This window comes from Streptomyces sp. NBC_00859 (assembly GCF_045161865.1).
GTDB lineage: Bacteria > Actinomycetota > Actinomycetes > Streptomycetales > Streptomycetaceae > Streptomyces.
In genome coordinates this window covers 3,715,886-3,738,503 of record NZ_CP108826.1, presented here as the reverse complement: position 1 = coordinate 3,738,503, position 22,618 = coordinate 3,715,886, and the positions used below count along the sequence as shown (strand labels likewise).

The 22,618-nt window shown below is 72.3% G+C and carries 19 protein-coding genes; 11 read left to right on the top strand and 8 right to left on the bottom strand.

Annotated elements, in window-relative coordinates; genetic code table 11:
• Nucleotides 1–1,806: 1,806 nt before the first annotated feature.
• Complete coding sequence (locus OG584_RS16050) at nt 1,807–2,364, bottom strand: hypothetical protein (RefSeq protein ID WP_405778517.1); 558 nt, start codon at nt 2,362–2,364, stop codon at nt 1,807–1,809.
• 268 nt (nt 2,365–2,632) lie between these two features.
• Here OG584_RS16050 and OG584_RS16045 point away from each other — a divergent pair, with 268 nt between their 5' ends.
• The 8 genes from OG584_RS16045 (at nt 2,633) to OG584_RS16010 (ending at nt 11,220) form a co-directional block, all read left to right on the top strand.
• Nucleotides 2,633–3,421: a hypothetical protein gene (locus OG584_RS16045; RefSeq protein WP_405778516.1), complete on the top strand. Its 789-nt coding sequence runs from the start codon at nt 2,633–2,635 to the stop codon at nt 3,419–3,421.
• A gap of 149 nt (nt 3,422–3,570) precedes the next feature.
• Nucleotides 3,571–3,996: a phage tail protein gene (locus tag OG584_RS16040; RefSeq protein WP_405784100.1), complete on the top strand. Its 426-nt coding sequence runs from the start codon at nt 3,571–3,573 to the stop codon at nt 3,994–3,996.
• A 12-nt stretch (nt 3,997–4,008) separates the two neighbouring features.
• Nucleotides 4,009–4,758, top strand: coding sequence for a LysM peptidoglycan-binding domain-containing protein (locus OG584_RS16035; protein WP_405778515.1), 750 nt, complete (start codon nt 4,009–4,011; stop codon nt 4,756–4,758).
• Nucleotides 4,758–6,641: a VgrG-related protein gene (locus OG584_RS16030; protein WP_405778514.1), complete on the top strand. Its 1,884-nt coding sequence runs from the start codon at nt 4,758–4,760 to the stop codon at nt 6,639–6,641. The genes OG584_RS16035 and OG584_RS16030 overlap by 1 nt, the downstream gene beginning before the upstream one ends.
• Nucleotide 6,642: 1 nt before the next feature.
• Nucleotides 6,643–7,080, top strand: coding sequence for a GPW/gp25 family protein (locus tag OG584_RS16025; RefSeq protein WP_405778513.1), 438 nt, complete (start codon nt 6,643–6,645; stop codon nt 7,078–7,080).
• Entirely contained in the window at nt 7,080–9,038 is a 1,959-nt protein-coding gene (locus OG584_RS16020) for a putative baseplate assembly protein (RefSeq protein ID WP_405778512.1), read from the top strand. Before OG584_RS16025 ends, OG584_RS16020 begins: the two co-directional genes overlap by 1 nt.
• Complete coding sequence (locus OG584_RS16015; protein WP_405778511.1) at nt 9,035–9,610, top strand: phage tail protein; 576 nt, start codon at nt 9,035–9,037, stop codon at nt 9,608–9,610. The genes OG584_RS16020 and OG584_RS16015 overlap by 4 nt, the downstream gene beginning before the upstream one ends.
• Nucleotides 9,607–11,220, top strand: a complete 1,614-nt coding sequence (locus OG584_RS16010; protein WP_405778510.1) for an NADase-type glycan-binding domain-containing protein — start codon at nt 9,607–9,609, stop codon at nt 11,218–11,220. Before OG584_RS16015 ends, OG584_RS16010 begins: the two co-directional genes overlap by 4 nt.
• 77 nt (nt 11,221–11,297) lie before the next feature.
• Here OG584_RS16010 and OG584_RS16005 read toward each other — a convergent pair whose 3' ends face one another.
• The 3 genes from OG584_RS16005 to OG584_RS15995 all read right to left on the bottom strand — a co-directional run bounded on the left by OG584_RS16005 (nt 11,298) and on the right by OG584_RS15995 (nt 16,529).
• Nucleotides 11,298–12,248, bottom strand: coding sequence for a Yip1 family protein (locus OG584_RS16005; RefSeq protein ID WP_405778509.1), 951 nt, complete (start codon nt 12,246–12,248; stop codon nt 11,298–11,300).
• Nucleotides 12,249–12,464: 216 nt separating this feature from the next.
• Nucleotides 12,465–13,913: an FG-GAP-like repeat-containing protein gene (locus tag OG584_RS16000; RefSeq protein WP_405778508.1), complete on the bottom strand. Its 1,449-nt coding sequence runs from the start codon at nt 13,911–13,913 to the stop codon at nt 12,465–12,467.
• A gap of 348 nt (nt 13,914–14,261) precedes the next feature.
• Nucleotides 14,262–16,529, bottom strand: a complete 2,268-nt coding sequence (locus OG584_RS15995) for a (Fe-S)-binding protein (RefSeq protein ID WP_405778507.1) — start codon at nt 16,527–16,529, stop codon at nt 14,262–14,264.
• A gap of 282 nt (nt 16,530–16,811) precedes the next feature.
• Between OG584_RS15995 and OG584_RS15990 the strand changes: the two genes are divergently transcribed.
• Entirely contained in the window at nt 16,812–18,035 is a 1,224-nt protein-coding gene (locus OG584_RS15990; protein WP_405778506.1) for a WecB/TagA/CpsF family glycosyltransferase, read from the top strand.
• A 135-nt stretch (nt 18,036–18,170) separates the two neighbouring features.
• Here the strand turns inward: OG584_RS15990 and OG584_RS15985 are convergent, their stop codons facing one another.
• Nucleotides 18,171–18,584, bottom strand: coding sequence for a rodlin (locus tag OG584_RS15985; RefSeq protein WP_405778505.1), 414 nt, complete (start codon nt 18,582–18,584; stop codon nt 18,171–18,173).
• 271 nt (nt 18,585–18,855) lie between these two features.
• Between OG584_RS15985 and OG584_RS15980 the strand changes: the two genes are divergently transcribed.
• The gene (locus OG584_RS15980; protein WP_405778504.1) at nt 18,856–19,095 is read left to right on the top strand and encodes a chaplin; all 240 of its coding nucleotides are present in this window, start codon (nt 18,856–18,858) and stop codon (nt 19,093–19,095) included.
• 204 nt (nt 19,096–19,299) lie between these two features.
• On the opposite strand, the gene OG584_RS15975 is transcribed toward OG584_RS15980, so the two are convergent.
• From OG584_RS15975 to OG584_RS15965, 3 genes are all read right to left on the bottom strand, one after another.
• The gene (locus tag OG584_RS15975; RefSeq protein ID WP_405778503.1) at nt 19,300–19,599 is read right to left on the bottom strand and encodes a hypothetical protein; all 300 of its coding nucleotides are present in this window, start codon (nt 19,597–19,599) and stop codon (nt 19,300–19,302) included.
• Between the two features lie 250 nt (nt 19,600–19,849).
• Nucleotides 19,850–20,083 (bottom strand): chaplin, encoded by a 234-nt coding sequence (locus OG584_RS15970; protein ID WP_405778502.1) that lies wholly within the window; start codon nt 20,081–20,083, stop codon nt 19,850–19,852.
• Nucleotides 20,084–20,479: 396 nt separating this feature from the next.
• Nucleotides 20,480–20,893: a rodlin gene (locus OG584_RS15965; protein WP_405778501.1), complete on the bottom strand. Its 414-nt coding sequence runs from the start codon at nt 20,891–20,893 to the stop codon at nt 20,480–20,482.
• A 518-nt stretch (nt 20,894–21,411) separates the two neighbouring features.
• Between OG584_RS15965 and OG584_RS15960 the strand changes: the two genes are divergently transcribed.
• Complete coding sequence (locus OG584_RS15960; RefSeq protein WP_405778500.1) at nt 21,412–22,542, top strand: DUF3344 domain-containing protein; 1,131 nt, start codon at nt 21,412–21,414, stop codon at nt 22,540–22,542.
• Nucleotides 22,543–22,618: the final 76 nt, after the last annotated feature.

The window sequence follows — 22,618 nt, the reverse complement described above, 5'->3', positions numbered from 1 at the left end:
CTTCTCCGGGTCGCTCTCGCACGCCGTGCTCGACGGCGCGCCCGGCGGGCTGCTCCGGGATGCGCTGACACCCGCCGCCGCTCCCTCCGGGGCCGGCTTCGGGCTGCCCGCGCTGTCGCTGCCGGTCGCCGTGGTGGACGACGAAGCGGGAGCGGCGGACGGTGCCATGGCACGGGGCCCTGCCCCGCTGCCCGACTCGCCGGTCCAGCGGGCGGTCGCCGCCGCGCGCCCGGCCGGTCCCCGCGTCGCGCCCGTACGGCAGGAAGCGAGCCGCCGGGCAGCGCTGACCACGGCGGCTGCTCCGGCCGCTGTGCAGCGGCGGGTCCTGCCCGCGTCGGTACGTCCGGCACAGGCGGGTGAGCCTCCCGCAAGGGAGGCGGAATCTCCGGCTCACCCGACTTCGGCTCCGGCGTCTTCGTCCCGGGCCTCTTCGGCACCCCCGACGTCTCCCGCTCCGGTGCCTCCGGTTCCCTCCTCCCCGGCCCCGGCGGGGCCGTCCACCTCTGCTGCCACCGCTCCGCTGCGGGGGGCGGGGCCCGGCGCGCGCCCGGTGCAGCGTTCAGCCGCCTCGGCCGAGCCCCCGCGTGGAGGGTCCGGCCCCGCTGCTTCAGGACCTGCCGCTTCCGGTCCTGCCGCTTCCGGTCCTGCGCAGGGGAGCGCGCCGGCGCCCGCTCCGGTGCGGCGGCCGACGGGTGCGTCCGGGCCGTCCAGCCCGCCGCGGACCCCCGTACAGCTGTCGAAGTCGTCCAAGCCGGCTGCCGGGGGCGCACCTTCCGCTCCCGGTCCTGCCTCCCGTTCCGCCGAGGTGTCTCCGGCCGCGCCGCCGTCCGGTCCGGCATCGCGTCCCGCGGTCGCGCCCGTACCGCCCTCGGCATCCGCGCTGCCTGCCGGGCCGGTGGGTCCGGTCGCCGGAGGCCCGGTTCAGCGGAGCGTGCCTGCGGCGACCGGTGGGTCCGGGGCGAGTGTTCCGGGAGGGTCCGGCGCGGCTCCTGCGCCGCCGGCTGCCGAACGTGAGGGCGCCGACGGGGCGTCCGGGCCTTCCGCGAGCGGGCGACCCGCAGCCGGGAGCCCTGCCGCGGACAGTTCCCGGACGACGAATTCCGGGGTCGCGAGCCCCGCCGCCGGAAGTTCCGCGGCCGGCGAGACCGCCCCACGGCCCGCGGTTCAGCGGTCCATGACGCCTGAGCGCGCGGTGCGGACCGGTACGGCTTCCGTGCAGCGCAGGGCCGCACAGGGACCAGGCCGGGCGGCCGGGCTCGGTGAACCGACGCGGGGCGGTGCGACGCCGACCGGTGCCGGACCGGCCGCAGCGCCGCAGCCCGTGCGTCCCAGCAGGCTCGGGCCCCCCGCGGCGGCTCCGGGGGTGCAGCGCTCGCCGGTATCCGGCGAGCGGACCGACTCGGCCTCAGGTGCGGGGATATCGCAGCCCGGAGGCGCGCCGTCCGGCGCTGCGGCGCAGCCCGGGAACGGCCCGTCCGGCCAGGCCACTCCGGGTGCTTCTTCCTCACCTTCCTCACCTTCCTCGTCCTCCCCTTCTCACGCTCCGTCTCCGGGGCAGCCTCCGGCTGCCCCGGTACAGAGGCGTACGACCGGAACGGGAACCAGCGGGGCCGGTACTCCGGCTCCTCCGGCGCCCGCCCCCCGTCGCAGGCCGCTCCTCGGTGCACCGCTGGCTACGCCGCCCGCGGGGGCGCGCCCGGTCGGGGCAGAGGTGAAGGCCGCGACTCCGGTGCAGCGCAAGCCCGGAGGCGTTCCGATCGGCAAGGCCGCCCAGGCCCCCGTGCAGCGGTCGGCCACATCCGCGGCTCAGGCAACTGGCCCTGCGGCCAGTACCTCGGGGAGTGTCACCGGCCCGGACGCGGGCCTCGCACCGTCGCACGCGAAGTCCCCGTCGGGGGCCGCGCCGACGGCTGCCCCGGTTCGCCGTACTGACGCGGCGGGACCGCCGGCTCCGGTCGGCGGCAGCGATGCCGCAGCGCCCGACGGCCCGAGCGTGCAGCGCGCACCGGGCAGCGCGGCGCCCGCCACCCGTGCACCGTCCGAGCGGCGGCCCTCCAGCGCGCCCGCCGCCGCGCGCCCCCTGGCCCCGGCGCGCGCGGTGCGGTCGCCGTTGGCGCCGTCGGCTGCCGGGCAGCGGAACTCTCCGGACGCGGCCGTGGTCCAGCGTTCCGCCGTGCCCGCCGTGCCCGCCGTGCCCGCCGTGCCCGCCGTGCCCGCCGTGCCCGCCGTGCCCGCCGTGCCCGCCGTGCCCGCCGTGCCCGCCGTGCCCGCCGTGCCCGTCGTACGGCACGCCGCACCGGAGGCGAACCGGGCTCCCGCACCCGGGAATTCCCCAACGGGCCTTGGCGCACAGGGCAGTTCCACAACCGGCAGTTCCCCATCGGGCGTTCCGGCAGCAGGCAGTTCCACCGCGGGCGGTCCGGTGGTCCAGCGCCGTGCCGTGTCGCTCCCCGGGGCCGGAGAGCCCGCCCGGTCGGCCGGTGCGACCGGTACGGCCCCGGTGGCGCGACCCGTACAGTCCGCTCCGTTCGCTCCGTCCGCCGCTGCCGGGCCGGTGCCTCCGGGCGCTGTGCCGGGTGGTCCGGCCGCCCAGCAGCCCGCTGTGCTGCCCGCCCCGCTGACCCTTCAGCGTGTGTCCGGCCCCGCGCCCGCCCCGCAGGGCCCGGCGGCGGTGGGCCAGGGCGGTGCTCCGGTGCGCCGCGGGGTCGACGGCCAACGGTTCAGCGGCGTCGCCGAGGCCTTTGCGCCCCTGCCCGTGCAGCGTGCGGTCACGGCGCAGGCCGCGCTGCCGGCAGGTCCGGTGACCGGGCCCGCCGTGCGGCACGCACCCATCGCGCTCACCGCGCCGTCCCGGCCCGCGGGCAGTACCGCAGTCAGTACCGCGCGGCCCGCGGCTGGTGCCCCGTCGGTACCGGCGGCCGCTCCTGGCACCGGCGCCGTCGGAACGGACACCACAGGGGGCCCGGCCGCCCCGGTTGTCACCCTCGGCCGGACGGCTGCCGCGCCCGCACCCTCCGCGCTGCCCGTACAGCGGGCGCCCGGTACACCGGCGCGGGCGCCGAAGGCCCCCTCGCTGCTCAAGCCGGCCACGCCCGCGCCGCCGCAGCTCTCGGCCGTCACTGTCACGGCCCAGGGCACGGGGAGCGGCGCAGGCAACGGTGGAGGCGCTCCGCCGCCCCCGTACACCGAGAGCGCGGAGAGCCCCCCGCCGTACAGTGCGGTGGCCCCGAACCTCAACAACGGGCCGCGCTGCGACGGTTCGACGGAGGAGGCCGCGCCCAGGTTCGACGCCCGGGATCTCTCGGACGGTCAGGTGGACGAGCTCACCCACCGGCTGGTCGGCCCGCTCACCCGGCTGCTGAGGACGGAGCTGCGCATGGACCGCGAACGGATCGGCAGACTCCGGGACCCGCGGCGCTGACCGGGACCACCACGGCTGCCGCGAGGTGCGGCCCCCACCACCGGCCCGCCCACCGCACCGGCGCGAACGCGCACCACAGCAGAATGCACCACAGCACCACCGCGAGACGCACCACCCGCACCGACCCGCAGGAAGGAAAGCCGCACCCGATGCCCCAGGACCAGGATCCCGGCTCCACCATCTTCTTCAGCCTGTCCATCGACGGAGAGAGCCTGGGCACGTTCAACGGCTGTGAAGGGCTCTCCTCCCAGGTGGAGATCGAGCAGCGGCAGGAGGGCGGCAACAACGGCTTCGTCTGGCAGCTGCCGTCCCGGGTCACGTTCTCCAACATCACACTGACCCGCCCGCTCACGCCGGACACGGCGAAGGTCGCGGCGTGGATCTCGTCCATCACCACCGGGGTCACCCGGCCCACCGCGCAGATCTCCGCGCTGCGGGCCGACGGTTCGCTGGTCGCCCGCTGGGGGCTGATCGATGTGCTGCCGGTGAGCTGGCGCGGTCCTTCGCTGAACCCGTCGAGCCCCGCGGTGGCCACCGAGACCCTGGAGATCACCCACCACGGATTCACGGACTAGGGGGCCTCGCAGATGGCGATGACCGGAGGCAGAGGCGGCAAGGGCGGCGGCAAGGGCGGCGCGGGCAAGAGCCTGGTGCGTGCCACGCTCGCCATCCACCAGCCGCCCGTCGGCTACAGCACCACGCCCGGCGGGCTGATCCGCACGTTCAACTTCGACTTCAACCCGTCCCAGCTGGCGCTGAGCCGCCGCGCCCAGTGGAAGACCACACCCACGGCTGCGGTGCGGGACGGGGCCGTCCCGGAGTTCCTGGGCCCGGAGCCCCGGGAGATGACCGTCGAGGTGTTCCTGGACAGCTCCGACGAGCCGGACAGCAATGACGTGCGGAAGAACGTCGAAGCGCTCTTCTCCTGCTGCGAGGTGACATCGGCGAGCATCGCGGCGAAGCAGCCGTCGACCCCGTGGGTGGTCTTCCAGTGGGGTGCGTTCTCGACCGCGCGCTTCACCGCCTACGTCAGCTCGGTGGACGCCACGTACAGCCTGTTCAGTACGACGGGCGTCCCGATCCGGGCCACCTGCCAGGTGCATCTGCACGAGATCCCGAGCAAGACCGCCGGTCAGAACCCCACGTCGGGCGCGCTCACCGCACGCCGGGTGCACCGGGTCGTCGCCGGTGACTCGCTCCAGTTCCTCGCCTGGCGCGAGTACGGTGACGCCACTGTCTGGCGCACGATCGCCGAGGCCAACGGCATCGACGACCCGGCGCAGCTGAGCCCGGGGACCGAACTCATGCTCCCTGCCGCCGAAGAGGTCGGTCACTGATGACCAAGATCGGTTACTCCAACGTCCTCCATGTCACCATCGGCGGGGCGCCGTTGAACAAGGAGCTGGCCTCGCTGCTCGTCGCGGGCTGGATCGACTTCGGCGCCGGTGTGCCCGGCGCCTTCCAGCTCACTTTCCGGGACCCCAAGAAGAAGGTGATCGCCGACTCGGGGGCCGACATCGGCAAGAAGGTGGTCGTCGCGCCGGTGGCCGACGGCCAGGGCGCCCAGTCCCCGCTGATCACGGGTGAGATCACCGGCCTGGAGATCGACTACGACGGCACCGGGACCACGACGGTCATCCGCGGTTACGACGGCGGCCACCGCATGCTGCGGCAGCGGCGGGTGATCGCGTACCGCAACATGACGGCGTCCGACATCGCCCGCAAGCTGGCGGGCCAGGACAAGCTGAAGATCGGCAAGATCGACGCGACGAGGGGCGTCTACGAGTACATCACCCAGGCCAACGTCACCGACTGGGACTTCCTGTGCCGGCTGGCGGACGAGAACGAGCGGGTGCTGTCCGTCGACTCCGAAGGCGAGTTCCAGTTCGTGAAGGCCGAACGGGCGTCCGGCGCCCCGCCGGTGAGTACGCCGAGCGAGAAGAGCCCGTACGTCCTGGAGGCCGGGGTCGACATCCTGCGCTGCCGCGCCGCTGTCACATCCGCCGACCAGGTGGCCAACGTCGAGGCGCGGGGCTGGGACGTGACGGCCAAGCGCGACCTCGTCGGCAAGTCGCCCGCCACCTCGAATCCGGGGATCTCCATCGGCACCACGCCCGCGAAGGCCAGCAGCAAGTTCGGGCCCGCGACGATTGTCGAGACGGAGACCCCGTACGACAAGCAGAGCGAGGTGAAGAACGCCGCTTCGGCGCTGGCCGACGACGTCACGGCCGCCTTCGCCGAGCTCGAGGTGACGGTCCGCGGCAACCCCAAGCTGCGGCCCGGCGTCCCGGTCGCGCTCGCCGACGTCGGCGACCCGTTCGAGGGCAAGTACACGGTGACGGCCGCCCGCCACTCGTTCGGCGGCGGACGGCACTACGAGACGTTCCTGACGGTCAGCGGCCGTCAGTGGCGTTCGCTGTACGGGCTCACGTCGGGCGGGGCGAGCCCGTCCGTCCGGCTGCCCAGCGTCGCCAACGCGCTGGTCACCGACATCAAGGACCCGCTGAAGCAGGGCCGCGTCAAGCTGCGTTTCCCGTGGCTGGACGACATGTACACCAGCGACTGGACCCGTACCGTGCAGTTCGGCGGCTCGAAGGGCGGCGGCATCATCGCGCCCGACGCCGGGGACGAGGTGCTGGTGGCCTTCGACCGCGGCGCCCTGGACCACCCGTTCGTGATCGGCGGCCTCTACAACGGCAAGGACAAGCCGGGCACCAACGACGTCCAGCCCTACGACCGCACCAGCGGCCGGGCCACCCGTCACACGCTGGCCGACCGCAGCAACAACCGGGTCGACCTGCTCGACCAGCGGACCGGCGGCAAACGCGGGGTCCGCATCAGCAGCGGCGACGACCGGCTGACCATCAACCTGGACCGCACCAAGACCGAGATCACCGTCGACAGCAAGGGTTCCGTCACCATCAAGGGCACCCGGTCGGTGTCCGTCGAGGCGGGCAAGGACCTCTCGTTGAAGGCGGGCGGCAAGATCTCGATCATGAGCGGTGGGATGCTCGACCTGACGGGTTCGGTCATCAATGCCAAGGCCGCCGGTGCGCTCAACATGGAGGCGGGTGGCGAACTGGGCATGAACGTAGGCGGCCTGGCGACCATCGACGCCGTCGGCAGCATCCAGCTCAACGCGGTCGCGAACATCGGCATCAAGGCTGTCAGCGTCGCGCTGATGGGTGTCGTCACCGCCAACGACTTGCCGGTGGTCTGACATGGCAGAGCAATTCGTCGGCACCGGCTGGGCGTTCCCCCTCCGTATAAGCCCCACCGGTGGCATCGCCATGGTCAGCGGGGAGCGCGAGGTCGAGGAGGCCATCCGGCTCGTCCTCGCCACCGCGCCGGGCGAACGGCCGATGCGCCCCGACTTCGGCTGCGCCATCCACGACATGGTCTTCGCCCCGGTGAACGAGGCGACGGCCGGCCGTATCCAGCACGAGGTGTACGCGAGCCTCGACCGCTGGGAGCCGCGCATCGAGGTCGAGGACGTGGAAGTGAGCGCCGGGGAAGAGCAGGGCGTGCTCTTCATCGACGTCCGCTACTCGATCCGCGGCACCAACAACCCGCGCAGCCTGGTCTTCCCGTTCTACGTCATTCCCTCCCACGACGAGCCGTCCTCGGACGCGGGACCGGCCCCCGAAAGCGAACGCTGATGGCACTGCCCTCTCCCCACCTCGACGACCGCCGCTTCCAGCAGTTCGTCGACGACGCCAAGCGCTACATCCAGCAGCGCGCCCCGGAGTGGACGGACCACAACGTGTCCGACCCCGGTGTCACGCTCGTCGAGACGGTCGCGCACATGGCCGACCAGATCGTCTACCGGCTCAACCGCGTACCCGAGAAGAACCACCTCGCCTTCCTCGACCTCATCGGGATCACGCTCTTCCCCCCGTCGGCGGCGCGCACCGACGTCACCTTCTGGCTGTCGGCGCCGCTGGACGAGGCGGTCCGGCTGCCCGTGGGCACCGAGGTCGCCACCTCCCGCACCGAGAGCGAGGAGGCGGTCGTCTTCGCCACCGAGCGTGAACTCACGGTGTACTCCAGCGAGTTGGCGTACCTAGTGGTGCAGCGCAGCGGTGAGACTGCCGCCGACCGTACGTCCGAGCTGGCCGAGGGCAAGGACCTGCTCTGCTTCTCCGAGTCGCCGCGGCCCGGCGACTGCCTGATGTTCGGGCTCACGGCTGCCGTCCCGCACTGCGCCGTGGCGCTGACACTCGACAGCCGCGTCGACGGTGTCGGTGTCGACCCCCGGCAGCCGCCGCTGGTCTGGGAGGCGTGGACGGAGGACGGCTGGACCGTGTGCGAGGTGGACCGGGACGGCACCGGTGGCCTCAACCGCCCCGGCGAGGTCGTTCTGCACGTCCCCGGCGGCCACACCCGGTCCCGCACCGGCCGCCGCGAGGCGGGCTGGCTGCGCTGCCGGGTCACCGAGGCGGCCCCGGGGCAGCCCTTCTACACGACGTCGCCCACCGTGCGGTCCGCCGAGGCGTTCACCATCGGGGGCACCACCGGAGCCGTGCACGCCGAGACCGTGCGCGACGAGGCGCTGGGGGAGTCCACGGGACTGCCCGGCCAGCGGCTGCGGCTCGCCGCCGCCCCGGTCGTCGGTGACGTACCGCCGCTGAATCTCCAGATCGCCGAACGCGACGGCTGGACCGACTGGCACGTCGTCCCGCACTTCGCCGCGTCCGGCGCCGACGACCGGCACCTCACCCTCGACGCGGCCACCGGCGAGATAGCCTTCGGCCCCTCCGTGCGCGAACCCGACGGCACCATGCGCCAGTACGGCGCGGTGCCGCCCAAGGGCGCTGTCATCCGTGCCCGCAGCTACCGGACCGGCGGCGGACGGGCCGGCAACGTGGCCCGTGGCGCCGTGCAGGTGCTGCGCAACTCCGTCCCGTACGTCTCCGAGGTCGTCAACCGCGAGGCGGCCAGGGGCGGAGTCGACGGGGAGACCGTCGCCGAGGCCAAGGCGCGCGCGCCGATCACGCTGCGCGCCCAGGACCGTGCGGTGACCCTGCGCGACTACGAGGAGCTGGCCCGGCGGGCCGCTCCCGAGACCGCCCGCATCACCTGCCTCGAAGGCGACTCCGACGAGCACGGCGCCCACGCCGTACGGGTCCTTGTCGTGCCGCAGGCGGTGCCGGACCCGGGCGGCTGGCTGCGTTTCGAGCAACTCGTCCCCGGCGACACGCTGCTGGAGCGGATCACCCGCTACCTCGACGAGCGGCGGCTGCTCGGCACCCGGCTGGCCGTGGGCCCGCCGTACTACCAGGGCGTCACCGTCGTCGCGACACTGCACGCGTTCCGCGGCGCCGACACCGACAAGGTCAGGCGACAGGCGCACGAGGCGCTCTACCGCCACCTCGACCCGCTGACCGGCGGCGCCCACGGCACGGGGTGGCCGTTCGGGCGCCCGGTGCAGTCCGGTGAGGTCTTCGCGGTCCTCCAGCGGGTACCCGGTGTGGAGCTCGTCGACGAGGTGCTGCTGCACCCCGCCGACCCGCTGACCGGCAAGCGCGGCGACGCGACCGAGCGGATCGACCTGGCACCTCCGGCCCTGGTCTTCTCGTTCGACCACCGGGTCCGGGTCATCGGGGACGGATCGTGAGGGGCTCCGTCGACGGTCTCGGCTCATCGGCACCACTGGGCCTCATGCTCCCCGCGGTCTTCGCCGACGACGAGCTCGCGCAGCGCTTCGTCGCGGGGCTCGACGAGGTGCTCGCGCCGATCCACAACGTGCTCGACTGTCTGGACTCCTACTTCACCCCGTCGCTGGCGCCTGTCGACTTCACCCGCTGGCTCGCGGAGTGGGTCGGCGCCGAGACGGACGGCGCCGACCGTACGGGCGGTCCGGAGGGCGAAGCCGCGCTCCGGGCTTCCGTCGCCGCCGCCGCGCACCTGCACCGCATCCGGGGTACTCGGCGAGGTCTCGCCGAGGCGGTCCGGCTGACCTTCGGCGTCGACCCCGAGATCACCGAGAGCGGAGCGGCCGACTGGGACGCCAGACCGCTCGGCCCCGTCCCCGGCGACCGACGCCCGCGCCTGCACGTGACGGTGGCGCTGTCCGATCCGGCCCCCGGCGACCAGCACCGTCTGGAGAGCCTCGTCGAGGCAGCCCGCCCCGCCCATATGCCCTTCACGGTCCAGGTGACCGCGGCCGAAAGGACCCCCGGCAAATGACCACTCAGCCCCCAGGCGCCGACCCGGGACGGATGCGGGAGCGGACCCGTACATGCGCCGAGTGCGGTACCCCCACGACGCCAGGACACTCGTTCTGCGAGGGCTGCGGCGCCGTCCTCAGCTGGTCCCCGGGCGAATCGGCCCCCGCAGCCGAGGCCCCCGACCGGTCGCCGGGTGACCGGGGCCCGCTCACCGACGACGAGCCCAGCACGGTGCCGGTCCCGGCGGTGCGGAGCGAGGGCGGCCCGGCGGCGCGTGACACGCCGCGCGGCGACGCCGACCGGAGCGGCACCGCCGCACCCGGCACCGGCCGCCCCGGTGGCACGGCGCCCGCTGCGCCGGAAGCCCCCTCGGGACCGGCCCCGGAAGCGGAACGCCCAGCTCCGCGCAGCGAGGGCCCGTACGGCGGCACTGGCCCGTACGGCGGCACTGGCCCGTACGGCGGCACTGGCCCGTACGGCGGCACAGGCCCGTACGGCGGCACAGGCCAGTTCGGTGGCGCCGCAGGCCAGTTCGGCGCCAACCCGTATGCCACGGACCCGGGCGCGGGCCCGGATTCTCCGGCGGCCGACCCCGGCACGGCCCACCCCGGCCCGCCCGTCGCCGGCTGGAATCCGCCCCCTCCCCGGGACAGCGAGGCCGAGCGGGCCGCCCGGGAGCGCGAGGCGGCGCGGGCCGCTCAGGAGGCCGAGGAGGCGCGGGCCGCTTCGGCGGCTGCCGCAACCGACCGGGCCCGAGCCCTGCTCGTCCCCGTCGCCGATCCGGAACGGCGTGCCCCGGACGCTCCGTCGGTCGCTCCCGTGCTGCCCGGCCGTCCCGCCGCCTCGCGTCCGCTCGTCCAGGGACCGGCCGCCGAGCCCGACGGCGACGGCGGCTACGCCTGCCCGTGGTGCGCCACCGGCAACCGGCCCGACCGCCACTTCTGCCGCCGCTGCGGCATGACCATGGCGGGCCGCCCCGAGGACCCGGCCAGGCTCCCCTGGTGGCGCAGGCTGCGCGCCGGGAACCGGGAGGTGCCGTGGGCCGGTGACCGTCCCAGGCTGCGCCGCGGGATCGGCCAGATCCTGAAGTGGGTGGCGGGCGCGGTGGCCCTCACGCTCCTCATCATCGGTGCGCTCAACATCGGATCGGCGGTCCACGCGATCGGCGACCACTTCGCCACGCGCCACCCCATCACGCCCGACGGCTACCGCGCGTCCCGTTCCTTCCCCGACCACAGCCCGCAGAAGGCCTTCGACGAGCTCAACAACACCTTCTGGGAGCCCGGAGTCTCGCAGGACGGCCGGGGCGAGTGGATCCAGGCCAGCTTCCAGGACCCGGTCCGGCTGCTCGATGTCGTCATCACCCCCGGCATCTCGGTCCAGGCGAGCGACCTGTCGCACGCCGCCAGGCCGCACCGCCTCGACGCGGTCATCACCCAGTCGAACGGCAAGATGATCGAGCGGCATCTCAACCTCGACCAGGGCAGCGGAGCCCAGCGTCTCGACTTCCGCGTCGGAACGGTCTCCTCGGTCCGCTTCATCCTGCGCACCGCCTACGGCACATCGGCGAAGAAGCAGGTCTCCATCGCCGAGATCGAGTTCTTCGGACGGGCCGGCTCCAGCTCCTGAACAGCCCCGCACAGCACTGAGGCCACCCGGTTCGACACCGGGTGGCCTCAGTCGCACCGCGAGGGCGCGTCAGCGTGTCAGAGCGTGCCGAGCTTCAGCAGCGACAGCAGGGCGATCAGCTGGATCGACGAGGCGGCCAGCGCCTTCGGCCAGGGCAGGTCGTGCGACTTGCTCACCATGGACGTGAACAGCGCGCCCGCAGCGATCCAGGTCACCCAGCCGAGCACCTGGACGAGGCCGTTCTCACCGCCCAGGAAGAAGGCGAAGAGCAGCCGCGGCGCGTCCGTGATCGACATGATCAGCATGGACAGGCCCACGGTCGGCTGCCACGCTCCGTCGCCGCCGAGCTGCCGGGCCAGCGTATGGGTCACCGCGCCCAGGATCAGGCCGCCGATGACGAAGGCGACGCCGGTCGTCAGGACGTACGGGACGGCGTTGGAGAGCGTCGCGTGGACGGCGTCCTCACGGGCCTGGTCGAAGCCGAAGAGCACGAGCAGCCCGTAGATGAACGTGACGGTCAGCGCCGGGCCCCACACCTTGTGGTCGCGCATCTGCCAGAAGGTCGGCCCCGGCCGCATCACGATGCCGCGCAGCAGCTCCTTCCACTGCAGGCGCGGCCCGGAGGGCGGGGCCGCCGTCTGCCCGGCCCGGTAGGTGTTGCCGTCGCCGTACGGGTCCTCGCCGATGCTGAAGGCCTGTGTATGACCGGGGTTGTCCGCACTGTTCGCGTACGGGTCCGCGGGCGGCCCGCCGTACGGGGCCTGCTGCCCCTGGTAGTGCTGCTGCCCGCCCTGCCGGCCCTGGTAGGGGTCGCCGAAGTACTCCGGCTCCCCGTACGGCTGCTGTGCCTGCGGGGGCCACTGGTGCTGCTGCTGCGCGCGCTGCTGCGGCGCAGCTGCGCCGCCGTACGGCGGAGGCGGTGCCTGCCTGCCGTACGGCTGCTGCTGCGGTCCCCGCGGCTGCTGCCGCTGCGGGTTCTGTTGCGACGTGCGGTTGTCCCGGCCGCGTCCGATCCTGAATCCAGCCACGCTTTCGAACGTACCCGCTTCCGGAGGGTGTGGTGCCGGACCTGGGAGGACAGGGCGGGCTTTGCGGCCGAGCTGTGACATCCCCTAGGGGAACACCCGGGGGGCCGGCTGGGGGGCCGGTGCCGCAGCCCGGCCGGAGTGGCCGGCGGTGGCCCTGGACGGGCGGTGGTTCTGGACGGGCGGTGAGCCGTGGACGGGCGGTGGCCCGCCGCGGGGTCAGCCCGTCATTCCGTAACCCAGGTGAGGAGTGCCCGCCGCGGAGATCTTGGTGGCGGTCAGGCCGTAGCCCTGGCCGGTGGCGACCAGCTTCGTACCGTCCGAGTCGAACGTCACGGTGTACCCGTCGCCGTTGTTCTCGAACGGGGTGCCGACCGTCAGGTCCGCCTTGCCGTCGTTGTTGGTGTCGGAGAGGTAGACCTCGGCGCCGAAGCCGTCGCCCTTCTCGTTGTCGCCCGGGACGCCGGGGGTGTCCTGGGCGAGGGCCTGGGCACCGGTGGTGGCGAAGCCGCTGGTGGAGCCGTAGAGGACGGTCACCATCCCGGCGTCGGCGATGCCGTTGAGGTCCTCGCCCGGGGCGCCGACGACGAGGTCGTCCATCCCGTCACCGTTGATGTCGCCGAGGGAGAGCTCGTAGCCGAACGCGTCGTCCTTCTCGCCCGCCCCCGGCACACCCGGGGAGTCCTGGTTGAGCGAGTCCTGGCCGCCGTCGGGGCCGCCCGACGTGCCGTAGACGACCTTCACGACGCCGCCCTTGTGCGCACCGGCGATCTCGTCGTCCCACTGGGCGCCGATCACGATGTCGCCGTAGCCGTCGCCGTTGACGTCACCGACGTCGGAGACGAGGCCCGCCGGAAGCTTCTGGGCGCCGGTGCTCGTCACCCCGGACGCGCTGCCGGGAAGGTAGTAGTTGGCGTTCCACCCCTCCTGGCTGTCGGCCTCGAACCCGTCGGCGATGAGATCCGTGCGGCCGTCGTGGTTGACGTCGCCGGGGATGAGGTTCCGGAAGTCCGCGCCCGGGATCCTCTGCACCGGTGCGGTGACGGTGTAGTGGCCGCCGGTGCCGCCGGTCTTGGTGAAACCGCCGCGGTAGATGTCGATGACGTTCAGGTCGGAGGCGATGGCGAGGTCGGCCCGGCCGTCGCCGTTGTAGTCGCCCGCCGCCACCATCGTGCCGAAGTAGTCGTGGCTGCCGGCCGACGGGTCCTTGACGTTGGTGCCGCCGGAGAGGCCGCCGCCCGATCCCCAGAGGATGGTCACCGTGCCGCCGTCGGCGTCCGAGCCCACGTCCTCCTTGTACGAGCCGACCGCCAGGTCCGCGTACCCGTCGCCGTTGAAGTCACCGGCTGCGGCCATGCCGCCGAAGGTGTCGTCCTTCTCGGCGGCGCCGGGGACACCGGCGCTGTCCTGGCTGACCGTCTGGACCTTGGCGGCGCCCGCGCCGGACTTGGAGCCGTACAGGATGGAGACGGAGCCCGCGCCCGACTTGCCGTTCACGGTGGCGAGCGGGGCAGTCACCGCCACGTCCCCGTAGCCGTCGCCGTTGAAGTCGCCCCGGGTGCCCGAGGGTGTGGCCGCGGTGGCGGTGCTCGCGGCGGCCACGAGCAGACCGCCGGTGAGGGCGGCGGCAGCGGCGGTGGCGAGGGCGGTGCGGAGCTGTCTGTGCATGCGGATCTTCTTCTCCTGCGCCATGCAGGGGTGCGGGAGCACCCGAGTCGGATGGAGCGCGGACCCCGTGCCCGGAATGCGGCAATAGCCCCTGGGGGCACGGATGTTCGACAGGGAGGAGACCGCTGGTGGGGGCTGATGGTTGTACGTGATGCGAGGGAAATGTGATGCGGGTGTGGCGTGGTGGTGAATGCCGGACACGGGAGAGGCCACGGCACCAGCAGGCGTGACGCAAGCAGGCGTGACGCAAGCAGGCGTGACGCAAGCAGGCATGACGCAAGCAGGAGGGCCGGGACGCCATCTGGCGTTCCCGGCCCTCCTGCCGTGTACGGCTGCTCCGCTATGCCGCTACTTCGCCGGTTCGGGCTCCGGAGCGTCCTCGGTGGCCGCTTCGTCCGCCGGGTCGGCAGGCACCTTCACCGAGTCGAGCAGCAGCTGCGCGACATCGACGACCTGGAGCGATTCCTTCGCCTTGCCGTCGTTCTTCTTGCCGTTGACCGAGTCGGTCAGCATCACCAGGCAGAACGGGCAGGCCGTGGAGACGATGTCCGGGTTGAGCGAGAGCGCCTCGTCGACACGCTCGTTGTTGATGCGCTTGCCGATGCGCTCCTCCATCCACATCCGCGCGCCGCCGGCCCCGCAGCAGAAGCCGCGCTCCTTGTGCCGGTGCATCTCCTCGCTCCGCAGTCCCGGCACCTTCGCGATGATCTCGCGCGGCGGTGTGTAGACCTTGTTGTGGCGGCCCAGGTAGCACGGGTCGTGGTACGTGATCAGGCCCTCGACCGGGGTGACGGGGATGAGCTTGCCCTCGTCGATGAGGTGCTGCAGCAGCTGGGTGTGGTGGATGACCTCGTACTCGCCGCCGAGCTGCGGGTACTCGTTGGCGATGGTGTTGAAGCAGTGCGGGCAGGTCGCGACGATCTTCTTCGTCGCCTTTGCCTTCTTGGTGCTCTCGTCCTCGTCATCCTCGCCGTACGCCATGTTCAGCATCGCGACGTTCTCCTGGCCGAGCTGCTGGAACAGCGGCTCGTTACCCAGGCGGCGGGCGGAGTCACCGGTGCACTTCTCGTCGCCGCCCATGATCGCGAACTTGACGCCCGCGATGTGCAGCAGCTCGGCGAAGGCCTTGGTGGTCTTCTTCGCCCGGTCCTCCAGGGCGCCCGCGCAGCCGACCCAGTACAGGTAGTCGACCTCGGTGAGGTCCTCGACGTCCTTGCCGACGATCGGGACCTCGAAGTCGACCTCCTTGGTCCACTCGACGCGCTGCTTCTTGGCAAGACCCCAGGGGTTGCCCTTCTTCTCCAGGTTCTTGAGCATCGTGCCCGCCTCCGACGGGAACGCGGACTCGATCATCACCTGGTAGCGGCGCATGTCGACGATGTGGTCGATGTGCTCGATGTCCACCGGGCACTGCTCCACACACGCACCGCAGGTGGTGCAGGACCACAGCACGTCCGGGTCGATCACGCCGTTCTCTTCGAGCGTCCCGATCAGCGGGCGCTCGGCCTCGGCGAGAGCCGCGGCGGGGACGTCCTTGAGCTGCTCTTCGGTGGCCTGCTCCTCGCCCTCCATGTTCTTGCCGCCGCCGGCGAGCAGATACGGCGCCTTGGCGTGCGCGTGGTCGCGCAGCGACATGATCAGGAGCTTCGGCGAGAGGGGCTTGCCGGTGTTCCAGGCCGGGCACTGCGACTGGCAGCGGCCGCACTCCGTGCAGGTGGAGAAGTCCAGCAGGCCCTTCCAGGAGAAGTGCTCGACCTGCGAGACGCCGAACACGTCGTCCTCGCCCGGGTCCTCGAAGTCGATCTCCTTGCCGCCCGAGGTCATCGGCAGCAGCGCGCCCAGCGCGACACCGCCCTGCGCGTCGCGCTTGAACCAGATGTTGGGGAAGGCGAGGAAGCGGTGCCAGGCGACGCCCATGTCCGTCTTGAGCCCGACCACGATCATCCAGATGAAGGACGTCCCGATCTTGATCATCGCGGTCAGGTAGATCATGTTCTGCAGCGTGGAGACGTCGGCCCCGCGGAACGCCGCGACGAGCGGGTACGAGAGGAAGTACGCGGCGTCGTAGCCGTGCACGCCGGCCAGTGCGCCCTCGAGTCCGCGCAGCGAGTAGATCGCCAGGCCGATGATGAGGATGACGGCCTCGACGAAGTACGCCTGGCCGAAGTTGGAGCCCGCGAACCGGGACTTGCGGCCCGGCCGGTCCGGCTTCGAGAGCTGGCGGATGACGATCAGCGTGAGGATGCCGAGTGTCGTCATGACGCCGATGAACTCGACGAACATCTCGTACGGCAGCCAGTGGCCGATGACGGGGAGCACCCAGTCGGCCTTGAAGAGCTGGCCGAGGGCGTTGAGCAGGGTCAGTACGAGCGAGAAGAACCCGACCGCGACGAACCAGTGCGCGAAGCCGACGATGCCCCAGCGGTTCATCCGGGTGTGGCCGAGGAACTCCTTGACCACCGTGATCGTCCGCTGGACGGGTTCGTCGGTGCGGGTGCCGGCGGGCACGTCCTGACCGACCCGCAGGGAGCGGTAGATCTGGGCGATGGCTCGGGCGAACAGCGCGACACCGACCACGGCGAGTACCAGCGACACAATGATCGCGGCGAGTTGCATAAGGGCTCCTCGGGCCTGCGAGGTGGGGATTCAGTGGTAACAGTGATGCTCAAGTGATTACTAAGCAGTAACTTAATGCAGTCCGTGCTGAGAGTACCCACTTATCCCACCGCGATGTACCTGAGCAGGCGGTGATCTGCGTCGCTCAGGGTCTCCTCATCGGATGTCTGCCGTCCAATCGTGTTAGTCACCGCATAGTGGTGCATAACGAACTAGCTTGTGGATCGTTCGAGCGGGATGCCCCGGTGGCATCACCCCGATACCGCAACCGATGGGCGGCGCATGAGCCAGGCGATCCCCCGGACCGACAGCCAGCACGGCCTTCCGGCCGGCGTCCCGCGCCCCAGGGTCCGCCGCGCCGGAATCCCGCTCACCCCGCTCGCCCCCGCGGAGGCCGCGAGGGAACTCGTACGCCTCGCGGCATCGGGCTCGGCGGCGGACGTCCACCTCTGCCGGGCCGGCACCCTCGGGGATGCCGACCGCAGTCCCGGACTCCAGCGGCTGCTGCGTGCTGCGGCACTCGGCATCCCCGCCGGCGGGGGGCCGGCCCGTGCCGCGCGGCCCGGCGGCCGGCCGGTGGCGCGGGTGTACGGCCCCGATCTGCTGCTCGACACGGTCCGGGCCGGGCAGCGCGAGGGCCTGAGCCACTATCTGCTCGGAGTGGAGGGGGAGGCGGACGGCGAGCGGCTGACCGCTGAACTGCTGGTCCGTTACCCCGGCGCACGCGTCGCGGGCGCGGAGCCGCTGCCCGGCCGGGGCCCGGGTTCCGGCACATGGGCGGCGACGGTGGCCCGCATCCGGGAGAGCGGCGCCCGCCTGGTCTGGATCGGCGGCCCCGACACCGTCCGGCAGCACAGCGCGGCCGCCCGCCTCGCCGCGGTCCACCCCGCGGTGTACGTCGCGGTGGGCCCGGCCTTCGCCCTCATCCAGGGCAGTGCTCCGGGCGGCCCGTCGCGCGCCCGGTGGCAGCGGGGGCTGGCGGGACTGCGGGGGCACTCGCGCTTCGTGCGGGCCACCGCGCGGGAGCTGTACCGGGGCCGCGGCCCGTACCGCGAGCTCGCCCAGCTGCTGGCCGACGCCGAGGTCGATCTCCTCCTGGACGCGGGCGCGGACGACGGCGCGTACGTGGCGGGGCTGCGCCGCGCCGGATACCGCGGGCGCGTCGTGTCGTTCGAGGTGCTGCCCGCGCGGCGCGAACATCTGCTGCGGTGCGCGGCGGGCGATCCCGGATGGTCCGTGCTGCCGTACGCGCTGGGGGACGGGTACGGACCCGGCGGGGGCCAACGGCTCGACGCGCTGTGGGACGCCGTGACCGCGCCGGGCGAGCGGCTGTTCGTACGGCTGCGGGCCCCCGGCCACGAGGAGCGGCTGCTCGAAGGCGCCGGGACCCACGCGGCGGAGTGTGTCGGACTGCAGACGCGGGGGGAGCGGACGGTCCCGCTGCCCGGCTACACCGAGGCGCCGGTGCGGGTGCCCGGTGGCGCCGTCCTGTTCCGGCGCGGGTGAGGTGTCCGGGACTACCGGGGGCGGGCGGACATGAAGCGGACATGAAATGGCCCCGGTGACAGCTCGCGCTGTACCGGGGCCACTTCACTGCTCCACCAGGACATCAGCGTCCGGAGGTCGGAGGAGCGGCGGTGATCAGCGGCCGTTCGCCGTGCCGTTGCCCGAGAGGATCGGGATGTTGTCCAGGAGGTGCGACAGGGCCTCGTCGCCCTTGGCCTGGGTCGAGTTCTCGGTGCACTGCTGCGTCTGCGGCGAGGAGAGGATCGGGATGTCCTGCACGGAGATCGGGACCAGGCCGACGAGGGAGCCGAGGTTGGCCTTGGCCGGCAGGGCGATGCAGGGCTTGTTCAGCGAACCCTGGATGAGACCGATCTGCGGGCTCATGTTGCCGTACGTGGCGGAGTTGCCGAACGCCTGCTGGGCGCCGTTTCCGCTCAGCGAGGTGGTGCCGCTGTCATGACCGGCAGCCATGGCCGGCGACGCCATCATCGCGCCCGCGCCGGCCATCGTGAGAGTGGCCGCCGCAGTGGCCACAGCCTTCTTGATCATATTCGCGTCCTTCTGTTGTCGCACGAGTGCCCGCTTCCGGAGCACTCTGATCAACTGCCGGATGGTGGATTGGTTCCGCCGCTTCACTCATATGGCTTCTTGTCGCGGGGGCCCGTGGGGCGGGTTGACGGCCGCGGCGCGCGGAGCCGTTCTCCGTTGGGCCGAACAGGTTCCGTGGAGCGGCCGGCCGTGTCGCAGGGCCCCGTTGTTCGTTGCGAATCGAGTGAGTCCTGATATCGGGGCACAACATCGAAGAGAAGGTGCAACTCCCATGAACACTGCCAAGAAGGCAGCTCTCGTCCTTGCCACCGCTGGCCTCGCCGCCGGCGGCGCCGCCGGTTCCGCGTTCGCCGACGCCGGCGCCGAGGGTGCGGCCGTGGGCTCGCCGGGTGTCCTTTCGGGCAACCTGGTCCAGGTCCCCGTCCACATCCCGGTCAACGTCTGCGGCAACACCGTGAACGTCATCGGTCTGCTGAACCCGGCGTTCGGCAACACCTGCATCAACAAGTGACGTTGCTCTGATCCGGGCGGCCCGGTGACGCCGGGCCCCCGGGCCGGACAGCAGAAGTGGCGGTATCCGCAGATGATGCGGGTACCGCCACTTTCGCGTCGCGGCCGATTGCCGGGCGCGGAGCCGGGCTGTGCGGTCCGTCCGGCAAGCCCCCGCCGCGGGACGGTCCGGGGCCGCTCAGGGGCCGCCCGGAGCCGTCGGCCGCTACTGGCTGCCCAGCTGGACGCCGCCCAGCATCGGGGTGGCCTGGCCGACGAGTCCCATGACCTTCTCGGGCGCGTCGCCCTTGCCCGACACCACGCTGTCCGCGGTCTCCGCGACCCCGGTGACCGGCACCGCCGCGCCCTGTGACAGCGCCTCCGCGGCCTGGCCGAGCCCGCCGTTGAGGCTCATGGGCGGCATGGCCGGACCCTCCGCCGCGAACGCGGGGGTGGCCGCGGCCGCGCCCGCGCCGATCGCCATCATGGAACCGGCGACGAGCGCTGCGGCCTTTGCGTACTTCATGTCGGACACCTTTCTCCAGCGGCGCTGTTCACAGCCACGAATCTCGCGCCGAGGCACCGTCCGGAGGGTGCCGGTGCGCCGCCGTCACCATGGCTAACGATCTCTTTCCGCCGGAGAAACCCCGGGAACGGCGAACGTTTCCGTGCCCTGGCCCCCTGGCGTCCGCCCCCGCACGGAAAGCGGCCCCGCCGAGGACCGGGATCCTCGACGGGGCCGCTTCAACGGCTCGCCCTTGCGGGAGAGCCGTACGTCACTTGTTGACGCAGGTGTTGCCGAACGCCGGGTTCAGCAGAGCGATGACGTTGATGCTGTTGCCGCACAGGTTCACCGGAATGCTGATCGGCACCTGGATGACGTTGCCGGAGAGGACGCCGGGCGAGCCGATGGCCGCACCCTCCGCGCCCGCGTCCGCCATGGCGGGCGCAGCGGCACCCAGGGCCATCATGACGCCGGCGGCGAGAACAGCAGCCTTCTTGAACTTCATGTCGAGCCTTCCCGCAGCGGTGTCTCCCGCATCCACGACCATCGCGGCGCGTGCCCAGTTGCCTGTTCGTGAGCACCACTGACAGGACGGCTAACGACCGGTGCGCCCCGGGGAAACTCCGCTGCGGCCGTCCGGCGGCAAGTCGACCCGAATGGTTCCCGCGGGGACGCGGAACGCAGCGGGGGTGTGCCCGGAACCCGGCACGCAGCCCGGCGCGCGGCTCAGCCCGGCACGCAGCCCGGCGCGCGGCTCAGCCCGGAAGGCGGCCCGGAAGGCGCCGCGGAGGGCGCCGCGGAGGGCGGCACGGAAGGCGGCCCGGACCGCAGCACGGTGCGGACACACGCGTGGCCGCCGCAACGTCCTGTCTGCGGCGGCCACGTGGGAGGAGCGAGGTGATCAGCCGCGGTTCGCCGCACCGTTGCCCGAGAGGACCGGGATGTTGTCCAGGATGTGCGACAGAGCCTCGTCGCCCTTGGCCTGGGTCGAGTTCTCGGTGCACTGCTGGTTCTGCGGCGAGGACAGGACCGGGATGTCCTGGACGGCGATCGGGACCAGGCCGACGAGGGAGCCGACGTTGGCCTTGACCGGGACACCGAGGCAGGGCTTGTTCAGCGAGCCCTGGACCAGGCTGAGCTGCGGGCTCTGGTTGCCGTGGGCGGAGGAGTTGCCGAAGGCCTGCTCGGCGCCGTTGCCGCTGGCGGAGGTGGTGCCGCCGTCGTTGCCGATGGCCATGGCCTGCGGGGCCAGGGTCGCGCCGGCGCCGACGATCGAAGCGGTGACGGCTGCGGTGGCCAGAATCTTCTTGATCACTGTGGTCCCTTTTCTGCATTTTTGCCCGGAAGTGGAGCACCCTGATCAACTCCGCGGGCCGAGTTTGGTTCCGCCCCTTCACTCGATTGCCGTAGCGCACGAGTGCGGCGGCCCGTTGGAGTGAGCCCCCTGCGCGCGGGGTGCGCCCTGCCGTCGCGGCCCCTCCCCGACGCCCGGCGGGTGGGCGGGGGCGGGGCCGGCGGGTGGGGCGTTCACCGGCCGGGGCTTCCTCACCGTGCCCGGGTACCCGCCTTCACCGCGCCCGGCTGCCCGCCCCGAATTTCCACCCGCGTTTAACGAAAGCTCACCCGGCGAGGTACGCGCCGTCACCCGTTGGGGACCTTTGGGGATTGCCTTCCTGCCTATTCCCGTGCGCTGCAGGGGAATTCACGGTATTCGGCTGCTCCGCCGTCCGGCGGTATGCGGGCGTTCCGGCATGATTTCCACCCCGGTTTCTGACAAAGTGCACTCCTGCTTGGTCCGCTTGGTCGCTTTTTGTCGAAACGGGAGAGCCAGTCATGCGAAAAACAACGGGTCCCGCTGTGCCGTATGTTCTGGGCGTATTGTCATGTGTGGTGCTTTCCAGCACCCTTCTCTCGGCGCCCGCGGTCTCCGCGCCACGCGCACCCGCGCGCGACTCCGTGAGGGAGAAAGCCGGTGAACGGGCCACCATTTCCTTCACCCGGCGTTACCACGCCGTGCAGCACGGCGGCATCGTCAGGGCCGCCAACTCGGCCATCACCTGTGCGCCCGCGCCCGCGTCCGCGGCCCGCCCGTGCGCGCGGGTCCAGCGGGGCGGGCAGGGTGCCAACAGCGACTTCTCGATGCTGTACACCGATGTGGACAAGGACCCCAACACCTACAACTCCAGCCGTGCGCGACTGGTGCTGCCCGCCCGTTCACGCGTCAGCTACGCCCGGCTCTACTGGGGCGGCAACCTCCGGGTCGGTGAGCAGAAGCCGCCGCGGGACAACGGGCGGGTGCTCATCGCCGAACCGGGTGGCGCGTACAAGGCGCTGCGGGCCGACACCCGGATCGCGCACCGTACCGCCGACGGCAGTGATGCCTTCCAGGCTTCGGCCGACGTCACCCGGCTGGTACGCGGCAGCGGGTCCGGCGCGTACACCGTGGCGCAGATCAATGTCGCCAAGGGCCGTTCCGCGGTGGGCGCGTGGGGCGGCTGGACCCTGGTCGTCGCCTACGAGAACGCCCGTCAGCCCCGGCGGGACCTGTCCGTCTGGGACGGCTTCCAGCCCGTCGGCGCCGCCCGCGCGCAGGAGTCCGTGAAGCTCAGGGGCCTCGCGGTCCCGGCGGGCGCTTCGGGCCGGGCGGGCGTGGTCGCCTACGACGGGGACCGCACGGTACGGGGCGACGCGCTGACCGTCGCGGCCGGCGGCCGGCGGGCCCGCGCCGTCAGTGACGCGGCCAACCCCGCGGACAACGTAATGAATTCCACCATCTCGGACTTCGGCCGTTCCGTCACCGCGCGGGAACCCGCCTATGCGAACACTCTCGGATACGACTCCGACGTCTTCGACCTCAAGCCCGCACTCTCCCGCGGTGCGGACAGCCTGAACTTCCACTTCTCCGCCGAAAGCCGCGGGTATTTTCTCGGCGCGCTCTTCGTGCAGACGGATTCGAGGCGCTGAGCCCTCCGCTCCGCGCACCCCGGGGAAACCGATCTCCGGGCCACGTACTACGAGAGCCGCACACGTGCTGCCAGAA